Raw genomic sequence first — 25050 nt, 5'->3', positions numbered from 1 at the left:
CGGCGCTGGGTCAGCGTCGAACAATAACCCCGTGCCCGGTACGCCGGGCACGCTTTTTGTGGTAGCCTGCACGCAAAGCGTTAACTGCAGGGAACGGCGTTGTATGTCAATTCAGAAAATCGCCCAGTTGGCGGGGGTGTCGGTGGCGACCGTGTCGCGCGTGCTTAACAACAGCGATACCGTAAAAGCCAAAAACCGCGAACGGGTGCTTCAGGCGATTAAAGAGAGTAACTATCAGCCTAACCTGCTGGCGCGTCAGCTGCGTACGGCGCGAAGCTCCATGATTCTGGTGATGGTGTCGAATATCGCCAACCCGTTTTGCGCCGAAGTGGTGAAAGGAATTGAAGAGGCCGCGGAAAAAAACTGCTACCGGATTTTACTGTGCAACTCCGGCTCGGATATTGAACGCTCTAAATCAGGCCTGCGACTGCTAACCGGAAAAATGGTCGACGGTATTATCACCATGGACGCCTTCAGCAAGCTGCCGGAGTTAACCACGGTGATCGGTGATGCGCCATGGGTGCAATGTGCGGAATATGCTGATGCGGGCGCGGTCTCCTGCGTGGGGATTAACGATGTTGATGCCGCGGAGCATGCGGTGAGCTATCTGGCGGCGCTGGGGCGTGAGCGGATTGCGTTGATTAACCACGATTTGAGCTACAAGTACGCGCGCCTGCGCGAGCAGGGGTATAAAAACGTACTGCAATCTCAGGGCCTGGCATTTCAGGCGGTAGAGTATGCCAGCGATTTGAGCGCCGCGGCGGGCAAAGTGGCGATGAAAAACCTGCTGGCGATGAACCCGCGCCCGGACGCGGTGTTTGCGGTTTCTGACTCGCTGGCCGCCGGGGCTATTCGCGCCATTGAACAGGCGGGGCTTAAGGTACCGGAAGAGATTGCGGTTGTGGGGTTTGACGGCACGGAACTTGCCGAAATGGTATCGCCGCAGCTGACGACCGTCCAGCAGCCGTCGCGGGAGATCGGCGCCAGAGCGGTCGAACTGCTGCTCAATAAAATCGATAACCCGGACGTGCCGCCGGAGCGGGTGATGCTGGACTGGCGCTTTATTTCACGCGCCAGCGCGTGATTATTGCTGTCCCATCGCGCCCGCCAGGGCGCGAATATCATTCCCGGTCGGTGATTGATGAATACGTAAACCAAATTCCTCGACCACGGCAAAGATATGGTCGAAAATATCAGCCTGAATATTTTCATATTCAGCCCATACGACCGTATTGGTAAAGGCGTATATCTCAATCGGCAGACCGTTATTATCCGGCGCAAGCTGGCGTACCATCAGCGTCATATCTTTGCGAATTCGCGGATGGTTGCGAAGATATTCGTTGAGGTAAGCGCGGAAGGTGCCAATATTGGTCATCTTACGCAGATTCAGCACCGAGCCGTCGCCACCGTGCTCCTGATTCCACAGATTAATTTCCTGATGACGCGAGTCCATATACGGTTTCAGCAGCTTCGCCTGAATTAACCGCTGCTGCTCTTGCTCATCAAGAAAATGCACGCTGGTGGTATCAACGTTGATGCTACGCTTAATTCTTCGGCCACCCGACGCGGACATTCCACTCCAGTTTTTAAACGAGTCAGACACCAGCGACCAGGTCGGAATGGTGGTAATGGTATTATCCCAGTTACGCACTTTGACGGTGGTTAAACCAATATCGGTCACCGCGCCGTCGGCGCCGTATTTCGGCATTTCCAGCCAGTCGCCGAGTTTCAGCATGTCGTTTGCCGAGAGCTGAATTCCTGCCACCAGGCCGAGAATCGGGTCTTTAAACACCAGCATCAACACCGCGGCCATCGCGCCCAGGCCACTTATCAGAATAGCCGGCGATTGCCCCAGCAGCAGAGAGATCATCAGAATGCCAATCAGAATGGCGCTGACCAGCTTCACCCCCTGGAATATCCCTTTGAGCGGCAGCTGCGAAGAGAAAGATAGCTTCTGCGAGAGGTTGAAAATAACGTCCAGCAGCGAGAAAAACGACAGCAGGGCGTAGAGCATGACCCATAGCTGTGCGCCTGTGGTTAATATCTGTGCGGCATCACTGCCTTTTTGCAACCACAGCACTGCCTGCACGTTGACAATAATCCCCTGTAGGGTAAACGCCAAACGGTGGAAGAGTTTATTCTGCGTGATAATTTGCAGCCACAAATGGCTGCTGGCCTGCGCCCGTTTTTCGAAAGCGCGCAGCACCACCCGATGTAGAATCAGATGAACAATGATGGCAGTGAGAAAAATAATACCAAATATGATGATCGGCGAATTGGTATGGTTTATTTCAATGCCCATCTCTTCGATCTGTGAAATCAGTTCCTGCATAACGTCTCCTGTATAGCCAGCTAATTATAATGGCTGCGCTGGCTATATTATGCAAACAGCTATACAGGAACTTAAGGTTATGACGTCGCGATCGCCGGGCTGCGGTTTAAGTGGTGGCGGAGGCTAACGGCAATAATGGCCAGCAGCAGCATCATCACCGCTTCTACGCCGAGGAAGCCGGTCATCGCTGCGGTATAGCTCCCATGATGCCCGCGCGTCAGTACCAGCAGCAGTGAACCAAACACCGCCGGGCCAAGGCCCAGCGTGGCCTGCTGCAGCGTACTTAACAGCGCGCTGCCCGCGCCCGCATCGTTGGCGGTAATATCACGCATCCCTACCCGGTAGAAGCAGTTGACGATCAGCGCCTGGCCATAGCCAATCAGCGCCGTCGAGGGCACCAGCGTGAGGGTAGACGTCGCCTGACCGAAGTGGTGGAAAGTCTCCATTAACAGCAGCAGGCCGCTAATTTGCACGATCAGGCCAGCCACCAGAATGCGTCCCATGCTATGGCGGGCGATCAGCTTCGGCGCATACATCGCTGAAAGGAAATAGGCGACGCCCAGCGCCACAAAACTGTTGCCTGACTGCCACGGGGCCATGCCGAGACCGGACTGGAGAGTGAGCGCCATGCAGAACATAAAGCCTGACCAGGCGCTGAAAAACAGCAGCGCAATGACCATGCCGAAGCGAATACTGGCAAATTTAAGCAGTCGAGGCGGCAGCAGCGGGTGTTCACCGCGCTGCTCTTTACCCAGCGCGCTGGCCCGCATCCACAGCAACAGTGGAATAATCGCCAGCAACATCAGGCGCATCGACCACGGCCAGTGCAGTTCCGGCCCCAGCGCCATCGGGAACAGCAGACAGCAGAGGATCAGGCCCAGGCTAAACGTACCCTGCCAGTCAATGCGCGCGTGCTCATCACGACGGGTTTCCGGCACGTAGCGGCGGCTGTAGGCCAGCACCAGCAGGCCAATTGGCACGTTGATGAAAAAGGCGTTACGCCAGCCCAGACCGGCGATATCCGCCGACACCAGCCAGCCGCCGAACATCTGCCCGACGATAAACGAGATGCCGCCAATGCCGCCATACAGGCTGATAGCGCGGGCGTGGGCCGTTCCTTTAAGCGTAACGTGCAGTGTGGCGAGGATTTGCGGGACGATCAGCGCCGCGCCTGCGCCCTGTAGAGTGCGTGCGGCCAACAGTGCGGTGATCGAGTTGGCCAAACCGCACAGCAGCGAAGCGAGGCTGAAAATCGCCACGCCCCACATAAACAGCCGACGGCGACCGTAGTTGTCGCCAAGCTTGCTACCCATGGCCAGGCAAACGGCAAACGCCACGCCGTACAGCGCGACGATAAGCTCCAGCTGGGTCGGGCTGGCGTGCAGCGACGCGGTGATTGAGTCGAGGGCGACATTGGTGATCGAGGTATCGATCTGGGGCAACATCAGGCCGGTCAGCAGCAGGAAAAGCCCCGCGCGACCGGGAGAAACAGCAGACGTTTTCATGGTGACTCCATTGCGTCATTCAGCGATTGGACGTAGCATCGCTGATTCAATAAACGGGTACCAGTTCCTGCTTATACTGGTACTGGCACTACCATGCTGGAGATACCATGAGCCTCATCAGCCACAGTGAAATGGACGTATTGCCGTCACGGCAGGACGATAGCCGTAAGCAGCTGGGTGCATTTCTTCGGGCGCGACGGGAAAGTCTCGATCCACAGCGGTTGGGGTTACCGCGCAGCGGGCGGCGGCGCACGCCGGGCCTGCGTCGCGAAGAAGTGGCGATGCTGGCGGACGTTGGCGTGACCTGGTATACCTGGCTTGAGCAGGGGCGGGAGGTTAATCCGTCGGCGGCGGTAATGCAAGCGGTCGCCGAAGCGCTCCAGTGCAGTGCGCTTGAGACCCGTCATCTGTTTGTGCTGGCGGGGCTGACTCCGCTGGAATCGGCTAACGTTCCTCCGTGCGAAGGGATAAGCCCCGGCACGCGGCGTATGCTGGACAGTTTGCTGCCGCAGCCGGCCAGTATTCAGAAGCCTAATTTCGATATTGTGGCGTGGAATGACGCGTTTTGTCGGCTGATGGGCGTCGATTTTTCGACCATTCCGGAAGACGATCGAAATTGTATCTACCTGTATCTGACTCACCCCGGCTGGCGTAGCCGTCTGGCCAATCGCGATGCGCTGCCGACGTTTGTCTCCTATTTCCGCGCCGCGATGGCGGAACATCGTGGCGATCCGGCATGGGAGAATAAGCTGGCGCGTTTCTTTGCCGCCTCCAGCGAATTTGAGGCGCTATGGCACCAGCGTTACGACGTTCGCGGCGTCGAAAACCAGATTAAAAACTTCCAGCATCCTGAGTTTGGTCATTTCCAGCTGCAGCAGATGTACTGGTACTCCGCGCCGCGCAACGGCTCGCGTCTGCTGGTTTATTTACCGGTGGATGAGGTCGGGGAAGGGGTATTGGCAAGGTTGTAGTTTAGAGCAAATCCCGGCGGCGCTTCGCTTGGCCGGGCTACAAAATTCGAGTAGCCAAGCGAAGCGCCGCCGGGAAAGCACAGAAGCTCAATCAGATCTCAGTAATCACCACGTCTTCCGGCAGACGAGATTTTGGCAGCGCTTTGTTGAAGTCTTCCACGCTGTGGTGGCCAACCGGCACCACGACCAGGCTGGTGTAGCCTTTCTCTTTCAGGCCAAATTCGGCATCCAGAATCCCGGCGTCGAAGCCTTCAATCGGTACCGCGTCCAGACCCATGGCGCCCATGGCCAGCAGGAAGTTGCCGACGTTCAGATAGGTTTGGTTCGCTGCCCACTGCGCGTCATCGTGACGCTCTTTACGGTGCAGGTCGGCGAAGAAGGTGCGGCCTTTGTGGTTAGCGGCTTTGGCTTCCGGCGTGGCGAAACGGCCATCGGCGTCTTCTTGATCGACCACTTTTTCCAGCCAGGCATCATCAATTGCGGTTTTTGCGCAGAACACTACGACGTGGGAAGCATCCAGCATTTTGCGTTCGTTGAACACGTAGCCGCCAGCGGCGGATTTCGCGACGCGCGCTTTTCCTTCGTCGGTGCTGGCGACGATAAAGTGCCACGGCTGAGAGTTGGTGCTGGATGGGCTATAGCGCAGCAGGGTTTTCAGATTGGCAGCCTGCTCGGCGGTCAGCTTTTTGCTGGCATCAAAGGCTTTGGTGGAATAGCGCGCTTTAGCAACGGAAACAATGTCCATACATACTCCTGAATGATAAAAGGCACCGCAAATCGGTGCGTTGTATCACAGCAGGGTACCGTGCGATTTAACAAATGAGAAGGGTGGAAAATGCGATAACACTTATCGCATTTAACGCAAAATCAAACGGGACGCACGCGCTGTTGAACGCGTTTTGGCAGCTTGTTCACCACCAGATTCCACGAGTCTTCAATCAGGCTGTTGAGCAGATCAACCGTGATTTCATCGCCAGGGTAGACCGAAATCCAGTGTTTTTTGTTCATGTGGTAGCCCGGCTTAATGTGCGGGTAGATGGCCTGGTGCAGCAGCGATTGCTCCGGGTCAACCTTCAGATTGACGATGTGCTCGCCGCGCAGCGACATCTTGATCATAAAGATTTTTCCCTCAACCGTGAACACATCGTACTCGGGGCCAAAAGGCCAGGCCGGTTCAGAAAAGGGGAGCGTTAGCGCAAATTCCTGCGCTTTTTCATGCAGCGTTTTACCGTCCATTATTCATCCTCTGACAGCGCTCGCCACATGGCTTCAAAGCCGAGCGCCTTAAGTTTATCTGCACGTTCGGGTTCGCGGCTGGCGAACTCAATGGTGGTCTCCGCCAGCGACAGGAACAGCGCATCGCCAAAGGCACGGAAATCATCAGACATAAATACCGGGCGCATGGAACGCTGGCAGAGTTTATTGAGCTCCGGAAATAGCGCTCTGGCCTGCAGTATCGTTTCGTTGGTGATTTTTCCACTGACGGCCATGCGCCGAATGGCTTGATGCCCAATAGGGTGGAGAATGCCCCAGTCGATGTAGCTGTTCCAGATGCTGTGGGTGAAGGCTTTTGGTGATTCTGTGTCGGTCAGGCATGCCAGCATGGTCTGGCATAAGTCCGTTTTCAGGTGCAGATAAAGCGCATTAAGCAGATCGTCTTTGGTGGCGAAATAACGAAACAGGGTACCTTCCGCTACGCCCGCGCTGCGCGCAATCAACGCTGTTGATGCGCCAATGCCGGATTGGGCAATGGCGCAGGTGGCCGCTTCCAGTAACGCTTGTTTTTTATCTTCACTCTTCGGACGAGCCACTACACTTTACCTCTCTGACGGTTAAAAAGGTGATTGAAACATGTCGAACCCAGGGACTTCAACGCCGATTGTCAAAATTTGAAAATTGCTTGACGATTTTTTCCCCGCCTTTCTATAATGAGTGCCTACTCACTCATAATCAACTTTTTTTGTGTGGCTTCCTGGATGAGGCCGATCACGGGTCAGGAAATGAAACCGTTCATCATCAGTGTGGTTGCCATCATGCTTATCGCCAGTGCAGCAAGCTTGCCTTTTGTTCTGAATGCCGGTTTCGGCCAGCCGCCGCAAGGGGCGGAAAAGAGTCTGATTGAGCGCTCGCCAAACTACCGCGACGGGGCGTTTCACAACACCTTGCCGACGCCGGGGTTTACCGGCGACAAGAACATGCTGATGGCGTGGTGGGAGTTTTTAACCGCGAAGCGGGAGAACGCGCGCCCTGAGCAGCCGTTGCCGCTGGTACCGACCGATCTCGCCAGCCTGCCGAGCGAGCAGGAGACGATGATCTGGCTGGGGCATTCATCCTGGTATCTGCAGCTCGCGGGCAAACGAATTCTGATTGATCCGGTATTCAGCAGCTACGCCGCGCCGTTTTCGTTTCTGAATAAAGCGTTTGACGGCCACTATCCGTGGCGTGCCGAGACGATGCCGGAGATCGATCTGCTGATTATTTCTCACGACCACTACGACCATCTGGACTACGCCACGATTAAGGCGCTCATGCCGAAGGTTAAGCGTGCCGTGATGCCGTTAGGCGTGGGGTCACATCTGCGGTATTGGGGCATGGCGAGTGAGGTGATTACCGAGGCCGACTGGCAGCAGAGCGTTGCCATCAGCGATGCGCTGACCGTCCACGTGCTGCCCGCGCGCCACTTCTCTGGCCGCGGTCTTAAGCGAAACCAGACCTTGTGGGCCAGCTTTATGTTCGTGACGCCGGAGCAAAAGATCTATTACAGCGGCGACAGCGGCTACGGCCCGCACTTCAAGGCGATTGGTGAACAGTTCGGCAAGGTGGACGTCGCCATTCTGGAAGATGGTCAGTACGACCAGGATTGGCGCTATATCCACATGATGCCGGAACAGACCGCCCAGGCCGCGGTGGACCTGAATGCACAGCGGGTGCTGCCAGGGCACGCCGGACGTTTCGTGCTGGCGAAGCATACCTGGGATGATCCGTACAAGCGGCTGGCGCAGGCCAGCAAAGATAAAGCGTATCGGTTGTTAACGCCGATGCAGGGCGAGCCGGTTTGGCTGGCGAATCCAACACAAACATTTCGTGCCTGGTGGGAATAAACACCGGCTGTCATAAAACGAGGGGAGGGGTGTATGACTGAATTAGCCACTCAGGTGATTGACACACTGGTCGAATGGATTGACGAAAATCTGCATCAGCCATTGCGCATCGATGAGATAGCCCGCCGGGCGGGGTATTCAAAATGGCATCTGCAGCGTCTGTTTTTACAGCATAAAGGGGAGAGCCTTGGGCGCTACATCCGCCAACGTAAGCTGAATCTGGCGGCGGATGAATTGTGTACGACCGATCAAAAGGTCTATGACATCTGCCTGAAGTACGGGTTTGATTCCCAGCAGACCTTTACCCGTATTTTCACCCGCACGTTTAACCAGTCGCCGGGTGCCTATCGCAAAGTCCATCATCGCCCACGGACGCATTGATATTGCTCCGAGGAAGGCGTAAAGCCGCCCTCGGGGCTACCACAAGTAGGCCGGATAAGGCGTTAGCCGCATCCGGCACCGTACGCTCATCTGCCTGATGGCGCTTTGTTTATCCGGCCCACAGAAGCGCGGGCTTAAGATCAATCCGCCAGCGAAAACCAGCGTCGCCACACGAAGCGAAGCACCAGATACTCAATCGTCCCCAGGGCAAGGAACCACACGCAGAACAGCACGGTGTAAAACTGGTTCAGGTCCATAAAGTGGAAGGTATCCACCAGCTTTTGCGCCAGCGTTAAACCCAGCGACGGTGCTGGAAGCAGCAGGCAGGAAAGGAACGCCATGAGCAAAATACCCGCGGCGGTCATCAGGGATTCAAGAGGATGCTTCATGCAGTGTTAATCTTTGGTTAAAAATATTATTTTCCGGTAATTTTTACAGGAACGCAATGTTTCTATGTTAATAAACCCTTTTTGAATATTTGAAATAAATAATGAAGCCTACGAATATATTCGCAGAAAAAGGCGTTAAATAACGATTTGGTTTAAATTAAATGATGTAATCGTAAATTAACGTCATGCTCACGATAATATTTTTACAAAAGTATAGGTACTGTATCCCACCAGCGTCGCAATCACGATAGCCAGTGCGATGTATAGCGCCAGACGGCGTCCTCTGTAGATTCCGAACATAATGACCTCGTTTAGATGGGGTTTAGGAATATTTTGTAATATTAACATCAGTAAATCAACTGAATGTCGTTTTGAAATTTAAAAAGCGAAAATATTGTGAGTTAAATAATATTCCTTCGCCTTAAGAAAATATCCAACGATGTCGCCTTGGCCAGAAATGATTTCAGGCTTTCCGTTTGCAGGAATTTAAAAGGAAAATTTATCGTGTCGAAAATGATGAACCCTAAAAATGTGCCGCACGCGGGTTACGACCCGCAAGAGCACGCCTACCAGCAGTCTACCGAGCGCGTGTTGTCCCAGCTCAACAGTCAGTCTGAAGGTCTGAGCGTGGCGGATGCGGCAGAGCGCCTGAACACCTATGGCCCGAATGCGCTGCCGGAGAAAAAAGGCAAGCCTGCGTGGCTACGCTTCCTCGCCCACTTTAACGATGTCCTGATCTACGTCCTGCTGGCTGCGGCGGCGCTGACTGCCGTGATGGGCCACTGGGTCGATACTTTTGTTATTCTCGGCGTCACGGTGATCAATGCTCTGATTGGTCACATTCAGGAAAGTAATGCAGAAAAGTCGCTGAAAAGCATTCGCAATATGCTCTCCAGCGACGCGCAGGTCATTCGCGACGGTAGCCATAAAACGGTCGCCACCATCGAACTGGTGCCGGGCGATATCGTGGTGCTGCGCGCGGGCGACCGTATTCCGGCGGACATGCGTCTGATTGAAGCGCATAACCTGCGCGTCGAAGAGGCCATCCTGACCGGCGAGTCTACCGTGGTGGATAAGCACACCGACGTGCTGCACGGCGAATTGCCGCTGGGCGACCGTACCAACATGGTGTTCTCCGGCACCACCGTGAGCGCGGGGGGCGGGACTGGCGTGGTGGTGGGCACCGGTCAGGAGACCGAACTCGGCCACATCAACCAGATGATGGCGGGGATTGAAAAACACCGCACGCCGCTGCTGGTGCAGATGGACAAGCTGGGCAAAGCCATTTTCGCCATCATCCTGGCCATGATGGTCGCGCTGTTTGTCTTTAGCATGCTGCTGCGCGATATTCCGCTGGGCGAGCTGCTGCTGTCGTTGATTAGCCTCGCGGTCGCCGCCGTTCCGGAAGGCCTGCCGGCGATTATCTCGATTATTTTGTCTCTGGGCGTCCAGGCGATGGCGCGCAAGCGGGCGATTATCCGCAAGCTGCCTACCGTGGAAACGCTGGGAGCAATGACCGTGGTCTGCTCGGATAAAACCGGCACCCTGACCATGAATGAAATGACCGTGAAGGCGGTGATTACCGCCGACAGCTGCTACCGCGTCGACGGCGACAGCTACGAGCCTCACGGTAATATCTACCTTGAAGGCAGCAACGAGCCGGTGAAAGTGCAGCCGCGCACCGTGCTGGAAAAGTACCTGCGAACTATCGATCTGTGTAACGATAGCCAGCTGGTGAAAGACGCGCTGGGCCACTGGGGCATTACCGGCGGTCCGACCGAAGGCGCGCTGAAGGTGCTGGCGGCGAAAGTCAGCCTGGAGCCGGTGCGCACGCAGCTGATCGCCAAGATCCCGTTTGACTCGCAGTACAAGTACATGGCGACCCACTTCCAGCTGGCGGACGAAGAGATTGTAATGGTAACCGGTGCACCGGACGTCCTCTTTGCCCTGTGTCAGCAGCAGCAGACCGCGCGCGGCGTGGAGCCGTTCGAGCGTAGCTACTGGGAAGCAGAAATGGCGCGTTTTGCCAGCCAGGGTCTGCGTATGGTGGCGGCGGCAACCAAGCCCGCTAACGTTGGGCAGAAAACGCTCGACCACAGCGACCTGCAGAACGGCCTGGTATTCCTCGGTATTGCCGGGATGATGGACCCGCCGCGCCCGGAGGCGGTCGATGCGATCCACACCTGCCAGAACGCGGGGATCCGCGTGAAGATGATCACCGGCGATCACCCACAAACGGCCATGAGCATTGGCCAGATGCTGGGGATCCGCAACAGCAGCGAAGCGATGACCGGCTACCAGCTGGAGCATATGGATGACGCCGAACTGGCGAAAGCAGCGGTCGAATACGACATTTTCGCCCGCACCAGCCCGGAGCATAAGCTGCGTCTGGTTAAAGCGTTGCAGGAAAGCGGTGAGATTGTCGGGATGACCGGCGACGGCGTCAACGACGCTCCGGCGCTGCGTCAGGCGGATGTTGGTATCGCCATGGGTATCAAAGGGACCGAAGTGACCAAAGAAGCCGCCGACATGGTGCTGACCGATGACAACTTTGCCACCATCGCCAGTTCGGTCAAAGAGGGGCGTCGCGTTTACGACAACCTGAAGAAAACGATTCTGTTCATCATGCCAACCAACCTGGCGCAGGGGCTGCTGATTATTATCGCGCTGCTGGCGGGGAATATGATTCCGCTGACGCCGGTGCTGATTTTGTGGATGAACATGGCGACTTCCGCCACGCTCTCCTTCGGCCTCGCGTTTGAAGCCGCCGAGCGTAACGTGATGAACCGCCCGCCGCGTAAAACCGGTCAGCATGTGATGGACGCGTTTGCCGTTTGGCGCGTCGCCTTCGTCGGCTTGATGATTGCCATCGCCGCCTTCATTCTTGAGGCATGGCTGGCGCCGCGAGGCCACAGCGCAGAGTTTATCCGCACCGTGCTGCTGCAGATGCTGGTGACCGCGCAGTGGGTCTACATGATTAACTGCCGCAGCAATGGTTTCTCCCTGAACCGCGGGCTGCTGAAGAACAAAGGCATCTGGCTGGTGACCGGCGTGTTGCTTCTGCTACAGCTGGCGATTATCTACCTGCCGCTGATGCAGAAGCTGTTCGGCACCGAAGCGCTGCCGCTGCGCTACTGGGGCATCACCCTGGCCATTGGCGCCGCGATGTTCCTGGTGGTGGAAGGTGAAAAGCGTCTGACCCGCCGTTTCCGCAAGACCACGTAGTCGTGATGACTTAGCCCCTCTCCGGCCGGAGAGGGGCGCTTGCCACGCAAGGATCCCCGACATGAAAAACACTTTCCGCCTCGCCTTGTTGGCCTGCGGGCTGGCCAGCTGCACGCTGGCGTTTGCTTCGGTGCCGGTACGTGTTGCCACCGTTGAACGCGCGCCGCATGCGGTTGAGCGCCAGCTGCCGGGCCGCGTTGAGGCTATTCACGCCGTTGAAATTCGCGCCCGTACCGAAGGCACCATCTTACAGCGCCACTTCCAGGACGGACAGGACGTTAAGCAAGGCGACCTGCTGTTCACGCTTGATGACGCCCAGCCGCGCGCCGCGCTGGCGCTGGCGCAGGCGGAGCTGAAAAGCGCGCAGGCCTCGTTGCGTCAGGCGCAGCAGCTTTTGACACGCTATCAGAGCCTCAAAACCAACCACTCCATCAGCCGTAACGATGTCGACACCGCGCAGATGCAGCGTGACGTCGCCGCCGCTGCCGTAGAACAGGCGAAGGCGCGAGTGACGGCGCAGCAAATTACGCTCGATTACACCCGCATTACTTCGCCAATCAGCGGCCGCGTCGGCCACAGCGCTTTTCACGTTGGCACGCTGGTGAACGCCGCCAGCGGCGTGCTGGTGGATATTGCTCAGCTCGATCCTATCCGGGTCAGTTTTGCGCTCGACGAAGCGGCGTTTTACAGCAAAGCCGGGCAGCATGCGGATATCCGCGCGTTGAAGGCCGCGTGGCTAGCGCAGATTACCCTCGACGACAAACGCGAGGATGGCGTGCTGACTTCGGTGGATAACCGTATTGACGCCCGCACCGCCAGCGTGGCGGTACGCGCCGAATTTGCCAACCCGCAACATCGGTTGCTGCCCGGCGGCAACGTCACCGTGACCCTGCGACCGCAGACGCAGAACGAGAGCGTGATGATCCCTGCGGCGGCGGTACAGCAGGATGCCAACGGCTATTTCAGCTGGGTGCTGACGGCAGAGAATACTGCCGGGCAGCGCCGTCTGGAGTTGGGCGGCCAGCAGGGGCAGTCCTTCGCCGTGGCGAAGGGGCTTAACCCCGGCGAGCGCGTGGTCACCGATGGCGCGCAGCGTCTGACGGACGGCGCGGCCGTACAGCCGTTGAATTAAGGAGAACAGGATGCTGACGTTTTTTATCCGTCGCCCGCGTTTCGCGATGGTGATTGCACTGCTGATGGTCTTTGTGGGTGCGGTCGCGCTGAAGCTCATTCCGGTGGAGCAGTACCCGCAAATCACGCCGCCCGTGGTGAACGTCAGCGCCAGCTGGCCTGGCGCCAGTGCGCAGGATGTAGCGGAGGCCATCGCCGCGCCGCTGGAGACACAGCTCAACGGCGTTGATCATATGCTCTATATGGAGTCGACCAGCGCTGATGACGGCGGCTATAGCCTGAACCTGACCTTTGCCGCGGGCACCGACCCCGATATGGCGGCCATTGATGTACAAAACCGCGTTGCACAGGCGGTGGCGCAGCTGCCGACGGAAGCGCAGCAGAATGGTGTACAGGTGCGCAAGCGCGCCAGTAACCTGCTGATGGGGGTGAGCCTCTATTCGCCGGAGGCGACCCTGTCGCCGCTGCAAATCAGCAACTACGCCAGCACCCAGGTGCGTGAAGCGCTGGCGCGTCTGCCCGGCGTCGGCCAGGTACAGATGTTCGGCGCGCGCGACTACAGCATGCGAATCTGGCTGCGGCCGGATCGCATGAACGCGCTGAACATCACCAGCGAAGATATCGCTCAGGCGCTGAACGAGCAGCACGTGCAGGGGGCGGCCGGGCAGATTGGTACTCCGCCGGTGTTTAACGGCCAGCAGCAAACGCTGACCATCAACGGTCTGGGTCGACTGAGCGATGCCGATGAGTTCCGCAACATTGTGGTGCGCAGCGGCGAGCAGGGGCAACTGGTGCGCCTTGCGGACGTCGCCAACATTGAGCTTGGCGCCCGTAGCTACAGCTCCAGCGCACAGCTTAACGGCGTGGACTCGGCCTATATGGGGATTTACCCGACGCCAACCGCCAATGCATTACAGGTGGCAAACGTGGTGCGTAGCGAATTAACGCGTCTGCAAAACCGCTTCCCGGCGGACCTGAAATGGGAGGTGAAGTTTGATACCACCCGGTTTGTCGCCGCGACCATCAAAGAGATTGGTACGTCGCTGGCGCTGACGCTGCTGGCGGTCGTCGCGGTGGTTTCGCTGTTTCTGCAAAGCCTGCGTGCGACGCTCATTGTCGCGCTGGCGATCCCCGTTTCGCTGATTGGCACCTTCGCGGTGCTTTACCTGCTAGGCTACAGCGCCAACACCCTGAGCCTGTTTGCCATTATTCTGGCGCTGACCATGGTGGTTGATGATGCCATCGTCGTGGTGGAAAGCGTGGAAGGGCATATGGCCGAAGGGCTGGGGCGTAAAGAGGCGACCGCGCTGGCGCTGCGACAGATTGCCGGGCCGGTCATCGCCACCACGCTGGTGCTGCTGGCCGTATTTGTCCCGGTGGCGATGCTGCCGGGAATTGTCGGTGAATTGTATCGTCAGTTTGCGGTCACGCTCTCCACGGCGGTTACCTTGTCGAGCATTGTTGCGCTCACCTTGACGCCCGCGCTGTGCGCGCTATTGCTGCGCCCGCGTCTGAAGCAGCCCGTCCGCTTATTCCAGTGGTTTAACCTGGGGCTGAACACCACCCGCGATGGCTACGGTCGCCTGGTAGCATGGATGAACCGCCGTCCGCTGGTGGCGGTGGGGGCCACGTTAACCGCGGCGCTGCTGGTGGCGTTTAGTTTCTCGACCATGCCAAAGGGCTTCCTGCCGCAGGAAGATCAGGGCTACGTGTTTGCCAACGTGCAGTTACCGGAGTCGGCCTCGTTGGAGCGAACTGAAACGGTGATGGCGCAGGCTCGTGCGTTGCTGGGGGCGCATCCGGCGGTAGAGGATGTGATTCAGGTTTCCGGCTTTAGCATTCTCAGCGGCACCAGCGCCTCGAACGGCGGGTTTATCTCGCTGATGCTCAAAGACTGGTCGCAGCGCGCACCGCTGGATACGGTAATGGGCGAACTTCAGCGCCAGCTTCATACGCTGCCGGAAGCCAATATTATGCTGTTTGCGCCGCCTACGCTGCCGGGCCTCGGCAGCGCCGCGGGCTTCGACCTGCGTATTCTGGCTCAGGGCGGGCAAACGCCCGCCGAGCTGGAGCAGGTGACGCGTCAGATCCTGATGAAGGCGAATCAGCATCCGCAGCTGAGTCGCGTATTCACCACCTGGAGTAGCAACGTCCCGCAGCTGACGTTAACCGTTGACCGTGACCAGGCCGCGCGTCTTGATGTGCCGGTCTCGCGTATTTTTAACACTCTGCAAACCGCGTTCGGCGGCACGCGAGCCGGAGATTTCAGCATTAACAACCGCGTTTACCACGTGGTGCTGCAAAACGAGATGCAGTGGCGTGAGCGCGCCGAGCAAATTAGCGAGCTGTTTGTCCGCAGCAACCACGGCGAGCGGGTGCGCCTGAGTAACCTCGTGACCATCACGCCGACCGTGGGGGCGCCGTTTATCCAGCAGTTTAACCAGTTCCCATCGGTATCGGTGAGCGGTTCGGCGGCGGAAGGCGTCAGCAGCCGCACGGCGATGAGCGAAATGGAAACGCTGCTGGCGATGCATCTGCCGGAGGGATATGACTACGCCTGGAGCGGGTTGTCGTGGCAGGAGCAGCAGACCGGAAACCAGGCCATCTGGATTGTGCTGGCAGCGGTGGCGATGGCGTGGCTGTTCCTTGTGGCGCAGTACGAGAGCTGGACGCTACCGGCGAGCGTGATGCTGTCGGTACTGTTTGCCATCGGCGGCGCCCTGCTGTGGCTCTGGGCTGCTGGTTACGCCAACGATGTTTACGTGCAGATTGGCCTCGTACTATTGATAGCCCTCGCGGCGAAGAACGCGATTCTTATCGTCGAATTTGCCCGCGAGCGGCGGCAGTCCGGCTTGTCTATCGTCGAGGCGGCCCGCGAGGGGGCAACCCGCCGCTTCCGCGCGGTAATGATGACGGCGGTGTCGTTTATTATCGGCATCATGCCGATGATGTTTTCCACCGGTGCAGGGGCGCAGAGCCGACGGATCATCGGCACCACGGTGTTCAGCGGCATGCTGGTGGCGACGGTTATCGGCATTCTGTTTATCCCATCGCTGTACGTGCTGTTCCAGCGCTTGCGCGAGTGGGCGTATCGCCGGGCGGACTAGCCCATCTGCGCCAGTTGGCTGCGCAGCACATCCACCCCCGGCGCAATGGCGTCGGGGTTGATGGCGTGAAATCCCATGCGGAAGAAGTTATCCGGCGGCGCGGCGTCGAGAAAATGGCGCGCACCGGGTTCAATCAATACGCCAGTATGCGCGGCACGCCAGGTCAACTGCTGGGTGCTGATATTGCCGGGCGTGCGCAGCCAGAAGGCGTTGGCATGTTCACTGCCGGGCAGCGGCCGGCATTCCGGAAGCAGGGTTGATAGCGCCGTATTGAGCATGTCCCAACGCCGCGCGGAGTCATCGCGGTAGCGCCGCAGGTGGGTTTCGTAATGACCCTGGGCAAGAAAATGCGCCATCTGATACTGAATGTTGGTGGGCGGATGGCGATACACCAGCCGGCGCAAGGCGCGGGCCTCATCAATCAGATCCGGATCGGCGACCATAAAACCTAATCGCAGCCCCGGCGACAGCGCCTTCGACAGGCTGCTGACGTAAATGACTCGCCCGCTGCGATCGCTGGCCTTCAGCGCCGGCAGCGGGTTGGCCTGGAAGTTACTCTCTGAATCATAATCATCTTCAATAATCACCGCGTCGTGCTGCGTCGCGTGCGCCAGTAGTTGGCTGCGCCGCGCCTTGCTCATGGTGACGCCGGTTGGCACCTGATGTCCCGGCGTGACGTAGTAGTAGTCGCACGGCGTGTCGGTCAGCACGATACCTTCGGCATCGACGGCGTGCGGGACAATCTGGCTTTCGCCGAGTAAAAAGGTGTTAATCGCTTCGCGAAAACCGGGATTCTCGACGCCGACGCGAGTCTGGCGCGACATCAGCAGCCGGGTGAGCAGGTATAGCGCGTTCTGTGAGCCGAGGGTGATCAGTATTTCATCCGGCGCGGCGACGATGCCGCGCTTGGGCAGCACGCGGGTGCGAATTTGCTCAATCAGCATCGGTACGTCCTGGTCGATATGGTCCACGACCCACGCCGGGTCGCGCATGCCGCCGTGCAGCCAGTTGGCCGCTGAACGCCAGCTGGCGAGCGGAAACTGGCGGGTGTCCGGCTGGCCGTAGATAAAGGGGTAGCGGTAGTGCATCCAGCCGGCGGGTTTGAGGATCGACTCCTGCTGGCTGGGGGTGATATTCAGCCGTTTGCCCCATGATGGTGCATTGCCGGCGGCGCTGAGTGCAGGCGTCGGTGCGGAAAGGCGCGGCGTATGGTAGTCCGGATGCAGGTAATAACCGCTGCGCGGGCGGCTTATCAGGTAGCCTTCGTTGACCAGACTTTCGAACACCAGCGCGGTGGTATTACGGGAAACCTGTAGCTGTTGGGCCAGCTGCCGACACGAGGGCAGGGGCGTGTCGGCGGCAAAAATGCCGCCGAGAATGGCGTTAACCAGCGACTCGCGAACCTGTTCCTGCAACCCGCGATGCGCCTCAAAATCCACATGCAATAAGTGCCGAATCATGCGCTACTCCCCCGATTGTCCGCTTTCCACCAGCGCAGCAATTTCTGTACCAGCCTGAAATCGTCTGCCACAAGCGCATGCGAAAACTGGCTCTATTCAGAATGCAAAAAGTCTCTTTACAGTAAAAACGTCGTCAGCCAGCGTCTGAAAATGCCGCTGTCGGCACACATCTTGCAACGCCGGAATAAACGCATCTGGCATATTTGAGTAGGGGTCAATCGATGAAAAAAACGATGGGTTCGTATTATCTGGCCGCCATTATGGCGATGACCTTTTCTTTGCAGGTGGCCGCCGCCGATTTACCGGAAATTGAAAAATCCGGCACGTTAAAAGTGGCGACCGAGGATGACTACGCACCGTTTAACTTTATGAATAACGGCAACGCCGATGGGTTTAATAAAGATATGCTGGCGGCACTGCGCGAATACGCCAAATTTAATGTTACGCAAAGTATTTTGCCGTGGACCGGTTTATTAGCGGCGGTTTCTACCGGGCAATACGATATGGCCTTAACCGGCGCGGTGGTGACCGACGAACGCCTTAACGTGTTTAATTTCACGCCGCCATGGGCCTCCGCTCAACACTATTTTGTTAAACGCGCAGGTGATAACTCATTAAATACCATTGCCGATCTGAGCGGTAAAAAAGTAGGCCTCCAGGCAGGCAGCGCGTTATTAGCGCGTTTACCGGAATTGAAGGCGATGATTGAGAAAAGCGGCGGCAAGCTGGGGCCGGTGGTGGAATATCCCTCTTACCCGGAAGCCTACGCCGATTTAGCCAATAAGCGCCTTGATTACGTGATTAACGTGGTGATTTCGGTCAATGACCTGGTCAAAGCCAAACCGAAAGTGTTTGCCAAGGGACTGGCGGTCTCCGGCCCGGGGTATATGGCGTGGCCCATCCCGAAAAACTCGCCGGAGCTTTTGGCCTATATGACCAAATTTATCAACCATATGCGTGAGACCGGCAAGCTGGCCGAACTGCAGAAAAAATGGTTTGGCGAAACCTACGATGATTTGCCGACCGAACCGATTACCAGCGCCGCTCAGTTCCACAAACTTGCCGGACAGTAAATCGCCACCCGGCTAAGCCGCGCGATGCCGGGAGCAACACCCGATTCACTTCAGGAGGGCACCATGGATGCAATAGCATGGCAGTTATTGATTGAAGGCGCATGGACGACCCTCTGGATTTCCGCCATCGCCATCGCCTTTGGCGTGGCGATTGGGCTGGTGATTGCCTTTGTGCGCATGATGAAAATCCCGGTCATTGACCAGATACTGGTCATCTACATCAGCCTGGCGCGGGCGACGCCGCTGGTGACGCTGGTGCTGTTTCTGTTTTTATCACTGCCCACCGTTGGGATTAACCTTGATAAAACGGTTGCCGCCATCGTCGCGCTGACGCTGAACACCTCGGCGTTTAACGCGGAAATCTGGCGCAACGCTTTTCGCACCTTCCCGCGCGAACAGCGGGAAGCGGCGGAGTCGGTTGGCATGCGCCGCTGGGCCTATTTTCGCTACATCATGCTGCCGCAGATGTGGCTGGAGAGCCTGCCTGCGCTGGTCAACGAAATGTCTTTTTTAATCAAAGGCAGCCCGGCGATCGCGGTGATTGGCGTAGTCGATCTCACCCGCGTCACTAACCGTATCGCCTCCGTTACCTATGAACCGCTTTCCCCCATTCTGGCCGCCGGGCTGCTGTATGTGGTGATTATTGGCCTGCTGCTGAAGCTCCAGAGCCTGGCGGAACGTAAAGCAAAACGACTGGCGCGCTAAGCCCGGGAGGACTGATGAATCAATGGGCAATTATCTGGGCCGAGCACGACAAGTTTATTACCGGGCTACTGGCAACACTGCAGCTGTTTATTATCGCCGCCGTCTGCGGATTATTGATTGGTACCGTCCTGTGCTACGTCACGGAATACCAGAAGCGGGTACTGAACAACGTTATTATGGGCTTTGTAAACCTGATGAGGGCGATTCCATTCCTGATTCTGGCCTATTTGCTGTACTACGGATTACCGGAGCTGGGGTTGAGTCTTGACGCCTGGACGGCAGGGTTGGTGGCATTGATTATCTATCACGGCGCTTATTTCTTTGAGATTCTGCGTAGCCAGAGACGGGTATTTTCCCATGGCTATATTGAAGCCGCAGTGGTGCAAGGTTTCTCTCGCTACACCATCTTTCGCCGTATTGTGATGCCCAATATTTTCTCTTCCGCACTGCCGCTTCTGGGTAACCAGCTCATTATTTGTCTGAAAGATACCGCGTTTCTCAGCATTATTACCGTTCAGGAGATTACCGCTGCCGCGAATAGCGTGCAGGCGACCTATTTTATTCCGTTTAATGCCTTTATTGTGGCCATTGCGCTGTATTGGGCCATCAGTATCGTGCTGGAACTGCTGGTGAAACGGTTGACTGTTTATAGCGCAAAAAGAGGAATGAGCCATGTCTGATACCACGGCGGTCAGCGTCAAAAATGTCTCCAAGCAGTTTGATAACGTGGAGGTGCTGCGCGACATCAATCTGACGGTGGAAAAGGGGACGGTAGTCAGTATTCTCGGTTCGTCCGGTTCGGGTAAATCCACGCTACTGCGCTGCATGAACTGGCTGGAACAGCCGGACCGCGGTGAAATTCATATCGGTGGCCAGCGCATCGGCGTGAACGACCAGACCGGGAAAGCGATGTCGCACCGCGATCTGTCGAAGATTCGCGAGCGGGTCGGGATGGTCTTCCAGAGCTTCAACCTGTGGCCGCATCTCACCGTGCAACAAAACGTGATGGAGGCGCTGCTGCACGTGAAGGGGATGAGGCGCGAGGAAGCGCGCGCGATTGCCGAGCAGCAGCTTAAAAAGGTGGGAATGGAGCATAAGGCGGATGCCTACCCCATCACGCTCTCCGGTGGGCAAAAGCAGCGTGTGGCCATCGCCCGTTCTCTGGCGATGTCGCCGGAGGTGCTGCTGTTTGATGAACCCACTTCAGCGCTGGATCCGGAGCGTGTTAACGAAGTACTCAGCGTCATGAAGTCGCTGGCGGCGGAAGGCTACACCATGGTGGTGGTGACGCATGAAATGGAGTTTGCGCGTCAGGTATCGAATGAAGTGGTATTTCTGGAGAAGGGGATATTGATTGAGAAGGCGCCGCCGGAAGTTTTCTTTACTCAGCCAAAATCGGAGCGTGTGCGGCAGTTTTTGCAAAGCAGCCGCTAAACCCTCACCCCGGCCCTCTCCCTGTAAGGGAGAGGGAGAACACCAGGCCCTTGCAAACCCGTAACTAACCGATAAACCGCACCGCACAGTCCCCTCTCCCCATTGGGGAGAGGGTTAGGGTGAGGGGGAGCGTGCACCGTGCTAATCCCGGTCAATCGCGAACGGCTGCCAGGCCTGACGCACCGGCATCACCTCCACGCGGTTAATATTCATATGATCCGGCAGCGTCGCGATATAAAACATCTGTTCAGCGATATCCAGCGCTGACAGCGGCGTGGTACCGCGATACAGCGCGTCGGATGCCGCCTGGTCGCCTTTGGTGCGCACCAGCGTAAACTCCGTCTCGGCAATACCTGGTGCCAGGTCGGTGACGCGCACGCCGGTGCCTAACAGGTCACAGCGCAGGTTATAGCTGAACTGCTTCACAAACGCCTTGCTGGCGCCATACACATGGCTGCCCGGATACGGCCACTGCCCGGCAATCGAACCAATGTTGATAATGCTTGCGCCTGCGCCGTGGCGAACCAGCGTGGGCAGCAGCGCGTGGGTCACGTTGACCAGCCCGGTGACATTGGTATCTATCATGGTGTGCCAGTCCACGAGATCCACCTTCTGCGCGGGCTGCGGCGACAGCGCCAGACCGGCATTGTTGATGAGCGTGGTGACGTCGGCAAATTCGAGCGGTAATGCGGCGACGGCTGACGCCACCGCCGCGCTATCCCGCACGTCCAGTTCGATAACATGCACCGGCACCCGCGATGCCAGTTCGTTTTGTAGCGCCTGTAACCGCGCCAGCCGGCGGCCGCTCAATACCAGCGCCCAGCCCGCCCGCGCAAACACGTGCGCTGCCGCTTGCCCAAAGCCGGAGGTCGCCCCGGTAATAAACACCACGTTACGTTGTTGCATTGTGCTCTCCTGTGCAGGTTGTTCAGGTCACTATAAAAACCCTTACGCGCCCTGCCGAGGGACAGTCGCGGCGCGGCGATGTGACACGTTGTCACAGCCGTCGGTCTACACTGGCTCTATCACTTTTTTTTCTGTCGGCGACATGATGAATCAACGCCAACGCTATGCGAGGAACGACGATGACAGAGTTAAACAATCAGGCCGTCCGCCAACTGGACAGAGAGTATGTTTTTCATTCCTGGTCAATGCAGGGCAACCTCAACCCGCTGGTGATTGCCGGGGCGAAAGGCTGTGAGCTGTGGGATTACGACGGCAAAACCTATCTGGATTTCAGCAGCCAGCTGGTAAACGTTAACCTGGGCTATCAGCACCCCCGCGTGCTGGCGGCGATGAAGGAGCAACTGGAGACGCTGGTGACTATTGCGCCTGCAACCGCCAACCTGGCGCGCGGCGAGGCGGCAAAGCGTATTATTGGCCTCGCGCCGGAAGGGTTTAGCAAAGTGTTCTTTACCAACGCCGGGGCCGACGCTAACGAGAACGCCATCCGCATGGCGCGCATGTACACCGGGCGCGACAAAGTGCTGTCAGCCTACCGCTCCTATCACGGCAATACCGGCAGCGCGATTGCCGCTACCGGCGACTGGCGTCGCGTGCCGAACGAATATTCGCGCGGCCACGTTCACTTCTTTAACCCGTATCTGTACCGCAGCGAATTTAACGCTACCACTGAGCAGGAAGAGTGCCGCCGCGCGCTGGCCCATCTGCGGCGGATGATCGAGTGCGAAGGCCCATCCTCTATCGCGGCCATTTTGCTGGAGTCGATTCCGGGCACGGCGGGCATTCTGGTGCCGCCGGAAGGCTATATGAAAGGCGTTCGTGCGCTGGCGGACGAGTTCAACATCATCCTGATTCTTGATGAAGTGATGGCGGGATTTGGCCGCACCGGCAGCTGGTTTGCCTTCGAGCAGGATGGCATCGTGCCGGATCTGATCACTTTTGCCAAAGGGGTGAACGCCGGATACGTACCAGCAGGCGGGGTGATCATCAGCGATCGGATCGCCCACTACTTTGACGATCGCTTCTTTGCCGGTGGCTTGACCTACTCCGGCCACCCGCTGGCGATGGCGGCGATCGTTGCGACGCTAGACGCGATGAAAGACGAAGGGATTGTGGAAAACGCGGCGCTGATCGGCAATGGTGTGCTGCGCCAGGGGCTGGAAGCACTGGCGGAGCGTTCGCCGCTGGTGGGTGACGTTCGCGGTCGTGGTGTCTTCCAGGCGCTGGAACTGGTCAGCGATCGCGTGAAGAAAACGCCGCTGGCGGCGGGGAATATGGCGGAGATTAAGGGCGCGTTAACCGAAGCGGGGCTGCTGAGTTTTGTGGTGGAGAACCGTATTCACGTGGTGCCGCCGTGTACCATCAACGCTGAACAGGTGAAGAAAGGACTCGGGATTTTACAGGACGTGCTGGGCCGTTTTGCCCATTTAGCGGTGTAGATCTTGTGGCGTGGGTTCCCTCCCCCCATTGGGGAGAGGGAACTGCGTTGAAGCTGAACCTTAGCTCGGACTCCAGGTATACGGTGCTGCAATACCCAACGGCAGACCAAGCCCCCACCACAGCAGTAACAGCGCGCTCCAGGCGATGAAGAAGGCGATGGAGTAAGGCATCATCATCGAGACCAGCGTACCTACGCCTGCACCTTTCACGTAGCGCTGGCAGTAGATCACAATCAGCGGGAAGAAGACCATCAGCGGAGTAATGATGTTGGTGCAGGAGTCACCGATACGGAACGCCGCCTGAGTCAGCTCCGGCGAAATCCCTACCGCCATCAGCATCGGGACCATAATCGGCGACAGCAGCGCCCATTTTGCCGACGCTGAACCAATCAACAGGTTAACCACCGCCGTCAGAACAATCATCCCGATGATGGTTGCCTGCCCCGGCAGCGCCAGCGCTTTTAAGCCGTCCGCGCCCACCAGCGCCACCAGCGTGCCGATGTTGGAGTCGCTGAATGCTTTGATGAACATGGCGCAGAAGAAGGCCATCACCATGTATGAGCCCATTTTGCTCATCGAGTCATTCATCGCGCCAATGACGTCTTTGCCGGTTTTAAAGGTGCTGGAGGCAAAGCCGTATACGATGCCCGGCAGGATAAAGATCAGGAAAATCAGCGGCACGATAGATTTCATAATCGGCGCGCTATACGAGGTCAGCGAGCCGTCGCTCCCGCGCAGCATTGAGCCTTCCGGCCAGGCGGCGGCAGCCAGTGCGGCAAGGCCCAGCAGCATCACCAGCGACGCGCGGTTAAAGGCGCGGCTTTCCTGCGGCGTAACGTTGGACATATCTTCATCGTGCTTAAAGTCGCCGTCGATGGTCATTTTGCTAACGCGTGGTTCGACGATACGCTCGGTGACCCACCAGCCAACCAGCGTGATCACGATAGAAGAGGCGATGCCAAAGATCAGGTTACACAGGGTATTGACGGTGTAGGTACTGTCGAGCAGTTGGGCTGCGGCCTGAGTAAACCCTTGCAGCAGCGCGTCGTTACCGGTTGGTACCATGTTGGCGGCGAAACCGCCGGAAACGCCGGAGAACGCGGCGGCAATCCCCACCAGCGGGTGGCGTCCGGCGGACATAAAGATAATTGCCCCCAGCGGGATTACCAGCACATAGCCCGCATCCGCCGCCACGTGGCTGAACATGGCGACGAAAATCAGCATTGGCGTCAGCAGTTTTTTCGGCGTCACGCGTAGCATCTTTTTCAGCGCCACGTTGATAAAGCCGGAGCTTTCCGCCACGCCCACGCCGAGCATGGCGACCAGCACAATCCCCAGCGGCGCGAAGCCGGTGAAGGTGGTGACCATATTGGCCAGCGTGTTGGTCAGCGCCTCGGCGGAGAGCAGGTTGTTGACCTTGACGGCTTCCTGGGTCATCGGGTTGATGACGTCAAACGTCATCATCGACAGCACTGCCGACAGGCCCATAACCGCCAGTAAAAAGTAGAAAAAGATCAGCGCCGGTTCTGGCAGACGGTTGCCTGCTTTTTCAATGGCATTGAGAAAGCCGCTCATCAGCCGGCTCTCGCTCACTTCTTTCCGTGTCCGTGTTTGCGTATTCATTGGATTCCTTAATTCCCAGCAATTGTTTCATTGCTTATATAAATGTATCAAAGAAATAATAGGGGTAATTGCGCGAGGAAACTATATTTTTGTAGGGATTAAAACTGATATGTGACGGATTTATTGATTTTTTATATTAATAGAAAGGGGAGATCTGGTTGTTGATTCGTTATTTTCGATTTCCGGTCATATTTATGACTGGTGGAAGGAA

The 25050-nt window shown here is 57.5% G+C and carries 21 protein-coding genes; 12 read left to right on the top strand and 9 right to left on the bottom strand.

Annotated features, from left to right (window positions below; genetic code table 11):
* Nucleotides 1-103 precede the first annotated feature (103 nt).
* Nucleotides 104-1084 carry a LacI family DNA-binding transcriptional regulator gene (locus ABTW00_RS17245; RefSeq protein ID WP_433636482.1) on the top strand — a complete coding sequence of 327 codons (981 nt, stop codon included), beginning with the start codon at nt 104-106 and terminating at the stop codon, nt 1082-1084.
* Here the strand turns inward: ABTW00_RS17245 and ABTW00_RS17240 are convergent, their stop codons facing one another.
* Complete coding sequence (locus tag ABTW00_RS17240) at nt 1085-2332, bottom strand: mechanosensitive ion channel family protein (RefSeq protein ID WP_433636480.1); 1248 nt, start codon at nt 2330-2332, stop codon at nt 1085-1087. It abuts the gene before it with no gap.
* A 77-nt stretch (nt 2333-2409) separates the two neighbouring features.
* Nucleotides 2410-3837, bottom strand: coding sequence for an MFS transporter (locus tag ABTW00_RS17235; protein ID WP_433636477.1), 1428 nt, complete (start codon nt 3835-3837; stop codon nt 2410-2412).
* A 131-nt stretch (nt 3838-3968) separates the two neighbouring features.
* Here ABTW00_RS17235 and ABTW00_RS17230 point away from each other — a divergent pair, with 131 nt between their 5' ends.
* Nucleotides 3969-4808 (top strand): helix-turn-helix transcriptional regulator, encoded by an 840-nt coding sequence (locus tag ABTW00_RS17230; RefSeq protein WP_271447135.1) that lies wholly within the window; start codon nt 3969-3971, stop codon nt 4806-4808.
* A gap of 91 nt (nt 4809-4899) precedes the next feature.
* Here the strand turns inward: ABTW00_RS17230 and nfsB are convergent, their stop codons facing one another.
* From nfsB to ABTW00_RS17215, 3 genes are all read right to left on the bottom strand, one after another.
* Nucleotides 4900-5553 carry an oxygen-insensitive NAD(P)H nitroreductase gene (gene nfsB / locus ABTW00_RS17225; RefSeq protein WP_065356814.1) on the bottom strand — a complete coding sequence of 218 codons (654 nt, stop codon included), beginning with the start codon at nt 5551-5553 and terminating at the stop codon, nt 4900-4902.
* Nucleotides 5554-5675: 122 nt separating this feature from the next.
* The gene (locus tag ABTW00_RS17220; RefSeq protein WP_064548094.1) at nt 5676-6044 is read right to left on the bottom strand and encodes an MmcQ/YjbR family DNA-binding protein; all 369 of its coding nucleotides are present in this window, start codon (nt 6042-6044) and stop codon (nt 5676-5678) included.
* The gene (locus tag ABTW00_RS17215) at nt 6044-6619 is read right to left on the bottom strand and encodes a TetR/AcrR family transcriptional regulator (RefSeq protein WP_064548095.1); all 576 of its coding nucleotides are present in this window, start codon (nt 6617-6619) and stop codon (nt 6044-6046) included. The genes ABTW00_RS17220 and ABTW00_RS17215 overlap by 1 nt, the downstream gene beginning before the upstream one ends.
* A 189-nt stretch (nt 6620-6808) precedes the next feature.
* Here ABTW00_RS17215 and ABTW00_RS17210 point away from each other — a divergent pair, with 189 nt between their 5' ends.
* Nucleotides 6809-7909 carry an MBL fold metallo-hydrolase gene (locus tag ABTW00_RS17210; protein WP_433636473.1) on the top strand — a complete coding sequence of 367 codons (1101 nt, stop codon included), beginning with the start codon at nt 6809-6811 and terminating at the stop codon, nt 7907-7909.
* Nucleotides 7910-7942: 33 nt separating this feature from the next.
* The gene (locus tag ABTW00_RS17205) at nt 7943-8290 is read left to right on the top strand and encodes a RamA family antibiotic efflux transcriptional regulator (RefSeq protein WP_064548100.1); all 348 of its coding nucleotides are present in this window, start codon (nt 7943-7945) and stop codon (nt 8288-8290) included.
* 140 nt (nt 8291-8430) lie between these two features.
* Here ABTW00_RS17205 and ABTW00_RS17200 read toward each other — a convergent pair whose 3' ends face one another.
* Entirely contained in the window at nt 8431-8679 is a 249-nt protein-coding gene (locus tag ABTW00_RS17200; RefSeq protein ID WP_064548102.1) for a DUF1158 domain-containing protein, read from the bottom strand.
* A gap of 504 nt (nt 8680-9183) precedes the next feature.
* Between ABTW00_RS17200 and ABTW00_RS17195 the strand changes: the two genes are divergently transcribed.
* From ABTW00_RS17195 to ABTW00_RS17185, 3 genes are all read left to right on the top strand, one after another.
* Nucleotides 9184-11904, top strand: coding sequence for a cation-transporting P-type ATPase (locus ABTW00_RS17195; protein WP_433636470.1), 2721 nt, complete (start codon nt 9184-9186; stop codon nt 11902-11904).
* Nucleotides 11905-11965: 61 nt separating this feature from the next.
* Nucleotides 11966-13036 (top strand): efflux RND transporter periplasmic adaptor subunit, encoded by a 1071-nt coding sequence (locus tag ABTW00_RS17190; RefSeq protein ID WP_433636467.1) that lies wholly within the window; start codon nt 11966-11968, stop codon nt 13034-13036.
* 10 nt (nt 13037-13046) lie between these two features.
* A complete protein-coding gene (locus ABTW00_RS17185) occupies nt 13047-16142 on the top strand; it encodes an efflux RND transporter permease subunit (RefSeq protein WP_433636465.1) in 3096 nt (1031 codons plus the stop codon).
* Here the strand turns inward: ABTW00_RS17185 and ABTW00_RS17180 are convergent.
* On the bottom strand, nt 16139-17602 hold the full coding sequence (locus ABTW00_RS17180) for a PLP-dependent aminotransferase family protein (protein ID WP_433636463.1): 1464 nt from the start codon (nt 17600-17602) through the stop codon (nt 16139-16141). The two genes, ABTW00_RS17185 and ABTW00_RS17180, sit on opposite strands and share 4 nt — an antisense overlap.
* A 221-nt stretch (nt 17603-17823) precedes the next feature.
* Between ABTW00_RS17180 and ABTW00_RS17175 the strand changes: the two genes are divergently transcribed.
* From ABTW00_RS17175 to ABTW00_RS17160, 4 genes are all read left to right on the top strand, one after another.
* On the top strand, nt 17824-18675 hold the full coding sequence (locus ABTW00_RS17175) for a transporter substrate-binding domain-containing protein (protein ID WP_065356808.1): 852 nt from the start codon (nt 17824-17826) through the stop codon (nt 18673-18675).
* Nucleotides 18676-18738: 63 nt separating this feature from the next.
* Nucleotides 18739-19380, top strand: coding sequence for an amino acid ABC transporter permease (locus ABTW00_RS17170; RefSeq protein WP_064548115.1), 642 nt, complete (start codon nt 18739-18741; stop codon nt 19378-19380).
* A 14-nt stretch (nt 19381-19394) separates the two neighbouring features.
* On the top strand, nt 19395-20060 hold the full coding sequence (locus ABTW00_RS17165) for an amino acid ABC transporter permease (RefSeq protein WP_064548117.1): 666 nt from the start codon (nt 19395-19397) through the stop codon (nt 20058-20060).
* A complete protein-coding gene (locus tag ABTW00_RS17160; protein ID WP_064548119.1) occupies nt 20053-20814 on the top strand; it encodes an amino acid ABC transporter ATP-binding protein in 762 nt (253 codons plus the stop codon). Before ABTW00_RS17165 ends, ABTW00_RS17160 begins: the two co-directional genes overlap by 8 nt.
* Nucleotides 20815-20955: 141 nt before the next feature.
* Here ABTW00_RS17160 and ABTW00_RS17155 read toward each other — a convergent pair whose 3' ends face one another.
* Nucleotides 20956-21720: an SDR family NAD(P)-dependent oxidoreductase gene (locus ABTW00_RS17155; protein ID WP_065355474.1), complete on the bottom strand. Its 765-nt coding sequence runs from the start codon at nt 21718-21720 to the stop codon at nt 20956-20958.
* 179 nt (nt 21721-21899) lie between these two features.
* On the opposite strand from ABTW00_RS17155, the gene ABTW00_RS17150 reads away from it, so the two are divergent.
* Nucleotides 21900-23216, top strand: coding sequence for an aspartate aminotransferase family protein (locus ABTW00_RS17150; protein WP_416374526.1), 1317 nt, complete (start codon nt 21900-21902; stop codon nt 23214-23216).
* Between the two features lie 60 nt (nt 23217-23276).
* On the opposite strand, the gene ABTW00_RS17145 is transcribed toward ABTW00_RS17150, so the two are convergent.
* On the bottom strand, nt 23277-24839 hold the full coding sequence (locus tag ABTW00_RS17145) for an AbgT family transporter (protein ID WP_065355476.1): 1563 nt from the start codon (nt 24837-24839) through the stop codon (nt 23277-23279).
* Between the last annotated feature and the right edge of the window lie 211 nt (nt 24840-25050).

Source organism: Kluyvera georgiana, assembly GCF_050990895.1.
Taxonomy (GTDB): domain Bacteria; phylum Pseudomonadota; class Gammaproteobacteria; order Enterobacterales; family Enterobacteriaceae; genus Kluyvera; species Kluyvera georgiana.
This window is presented reverse-complemented; position numbering and strand designations above follow the sequence as displayed.

Excerpts from the sequence above, each read along its gene's own strand:
- ABTW00_RS17245 (WP_433636482.1), top strand. The coding sequence starts at position 104 with ATGTCAATTCAGAAAATCGCCCAGTTGGCGGGGGTGTCGGTGGCGACC.
- ABTW00_RS17240 (WP_433636480.1), bottom strand. The coding sequence starts at position 2,332 with ATGCAGGAACTGATTTCACAGATCGAAGAGATGGGCATTGAAATAAAC.
- ABTW00_RS17235 (WP_433636477.1), bottom strand. The coding sequence starts at position 3,837 with ATGAAAACGTCTGCTGTTTCTCCCGGTCGCGCGGGGCTTTTCCTGCTG.
- ABTW00_RS17230 (WP_271447135.1), top strand. The coding sequence starts at position 3,969 with ATGGACGTATTGCCGTCACGGCAGGACGATAGCCGTAAGCAGCTGGGT.
- nfsB (WP_065356814.1), bottom strand. The coding sequence starts at position 5,553 with ATGGACATTGTTTCCGTTGCTAAAGCGCGCTATTCCACCAAAGCCTTT.
- ABTW00_RS17220 (WP_064548094.1), bottom strand. The coding sequence starts at position 6,044 with ATGGACGGTAAAACGCTGCATGAAAAAGCGCAGGAATTTGCGCTAACG.
- ABTW00_RS17210 (WP_433636473.1), top strand. The coding sequence starts at position 6,809 with ATGAAACCGTTCATCATCAGTGTGGTTGCCATCATGCTTATCGCCAGT.
- ABTW00_RS17205 (WP_064548100.1), top strand. The coding sequence starts at position 7,943 with ATGACTGAATTAGCCACTCAGGTGATTGACACACTGGTCGAATGGATT.
- ABTW00_RS17200 (WP_064548102.1), bottom strand. The coding sequence starts at position 8,679 with ATGAAGCATCCTCTTGAATCCCTGATGACCGCCGCGGGTATTTTGCTC.
- ABTW00_RS17190 (WP_433636467.1), top strand. The coding sequence starts at position 11,966 with ATGAAAAACACTTTCCGCCTCGCCTTGTTGGCCTGCGGGCTGGCCAGC.
- ABTW00_RS17185 (WP_433636465.1), top strand. The coding sequence starts at position 13,047 with ATGCTGACGTTTTTTATCCGTCGCCCGCGTTTCGCGATGGTGATTGCA.
- ABTW00_RS17180 (WP_433636463.1), bottom strand. The coding sequence starts at position 17,602 with ATGATTCGGCACTTATTGCATGTGGATTTTGAGGCGCATCGCGGGTTG.
- ABTW00_RS17175 (WP_065356808.1), top strand. The coding sequence starts at position 17,824 with ATGAAAAAAACGATGGGTTCGTATTATCTGGCCGCCATTATGGCGATG.
- ABTW00_RS17170 (WP_064548115.1), top strand. The coding sequence starts at position 18,739 with ATGGATGCAATAGCATGGCAGTTATTGATTGAAGGCGCATGGACGACC.
- ABTW00_RS17165 (WP_064548117.1), top strand. The coding sequence starts at position 19,395 with ATGAATCAATGGGCAATTATCTGGGCCGAGCACGACAAGTTTATTACC.
- ABTW00_RS17160 (WP_064548119.1), top strand. The coding sequence starts at position 20,053 with ATGTCTGATACCACGGCGGTCAGCGTCAAAAATGTCTCCAAGCAGTTT.
- ABTW00_RS17155 (WP_065355474.1), bottom strand. The coding sequence starts at position 21,720 with ATGCAACAACGTAACGTGGTGTTTATTACCGGGGCGACCTCCGGCTTT.
- ABTW00_RS17150 (WP_416374526.1), top strand. The coding sequence starts at position 21,900 with ATGACAGAGTTAAACAATCAGGCCGTCCGCCAACTGGACAGAGAGTAT.
- ABTW00_RS17145 (WP_065355476.1), bottom strand. The coding sequence starts at position 24,839 with ATGAATACGCAAACACGGACACGGAAAGAAGTGAGCGAGAGCCGGCTG.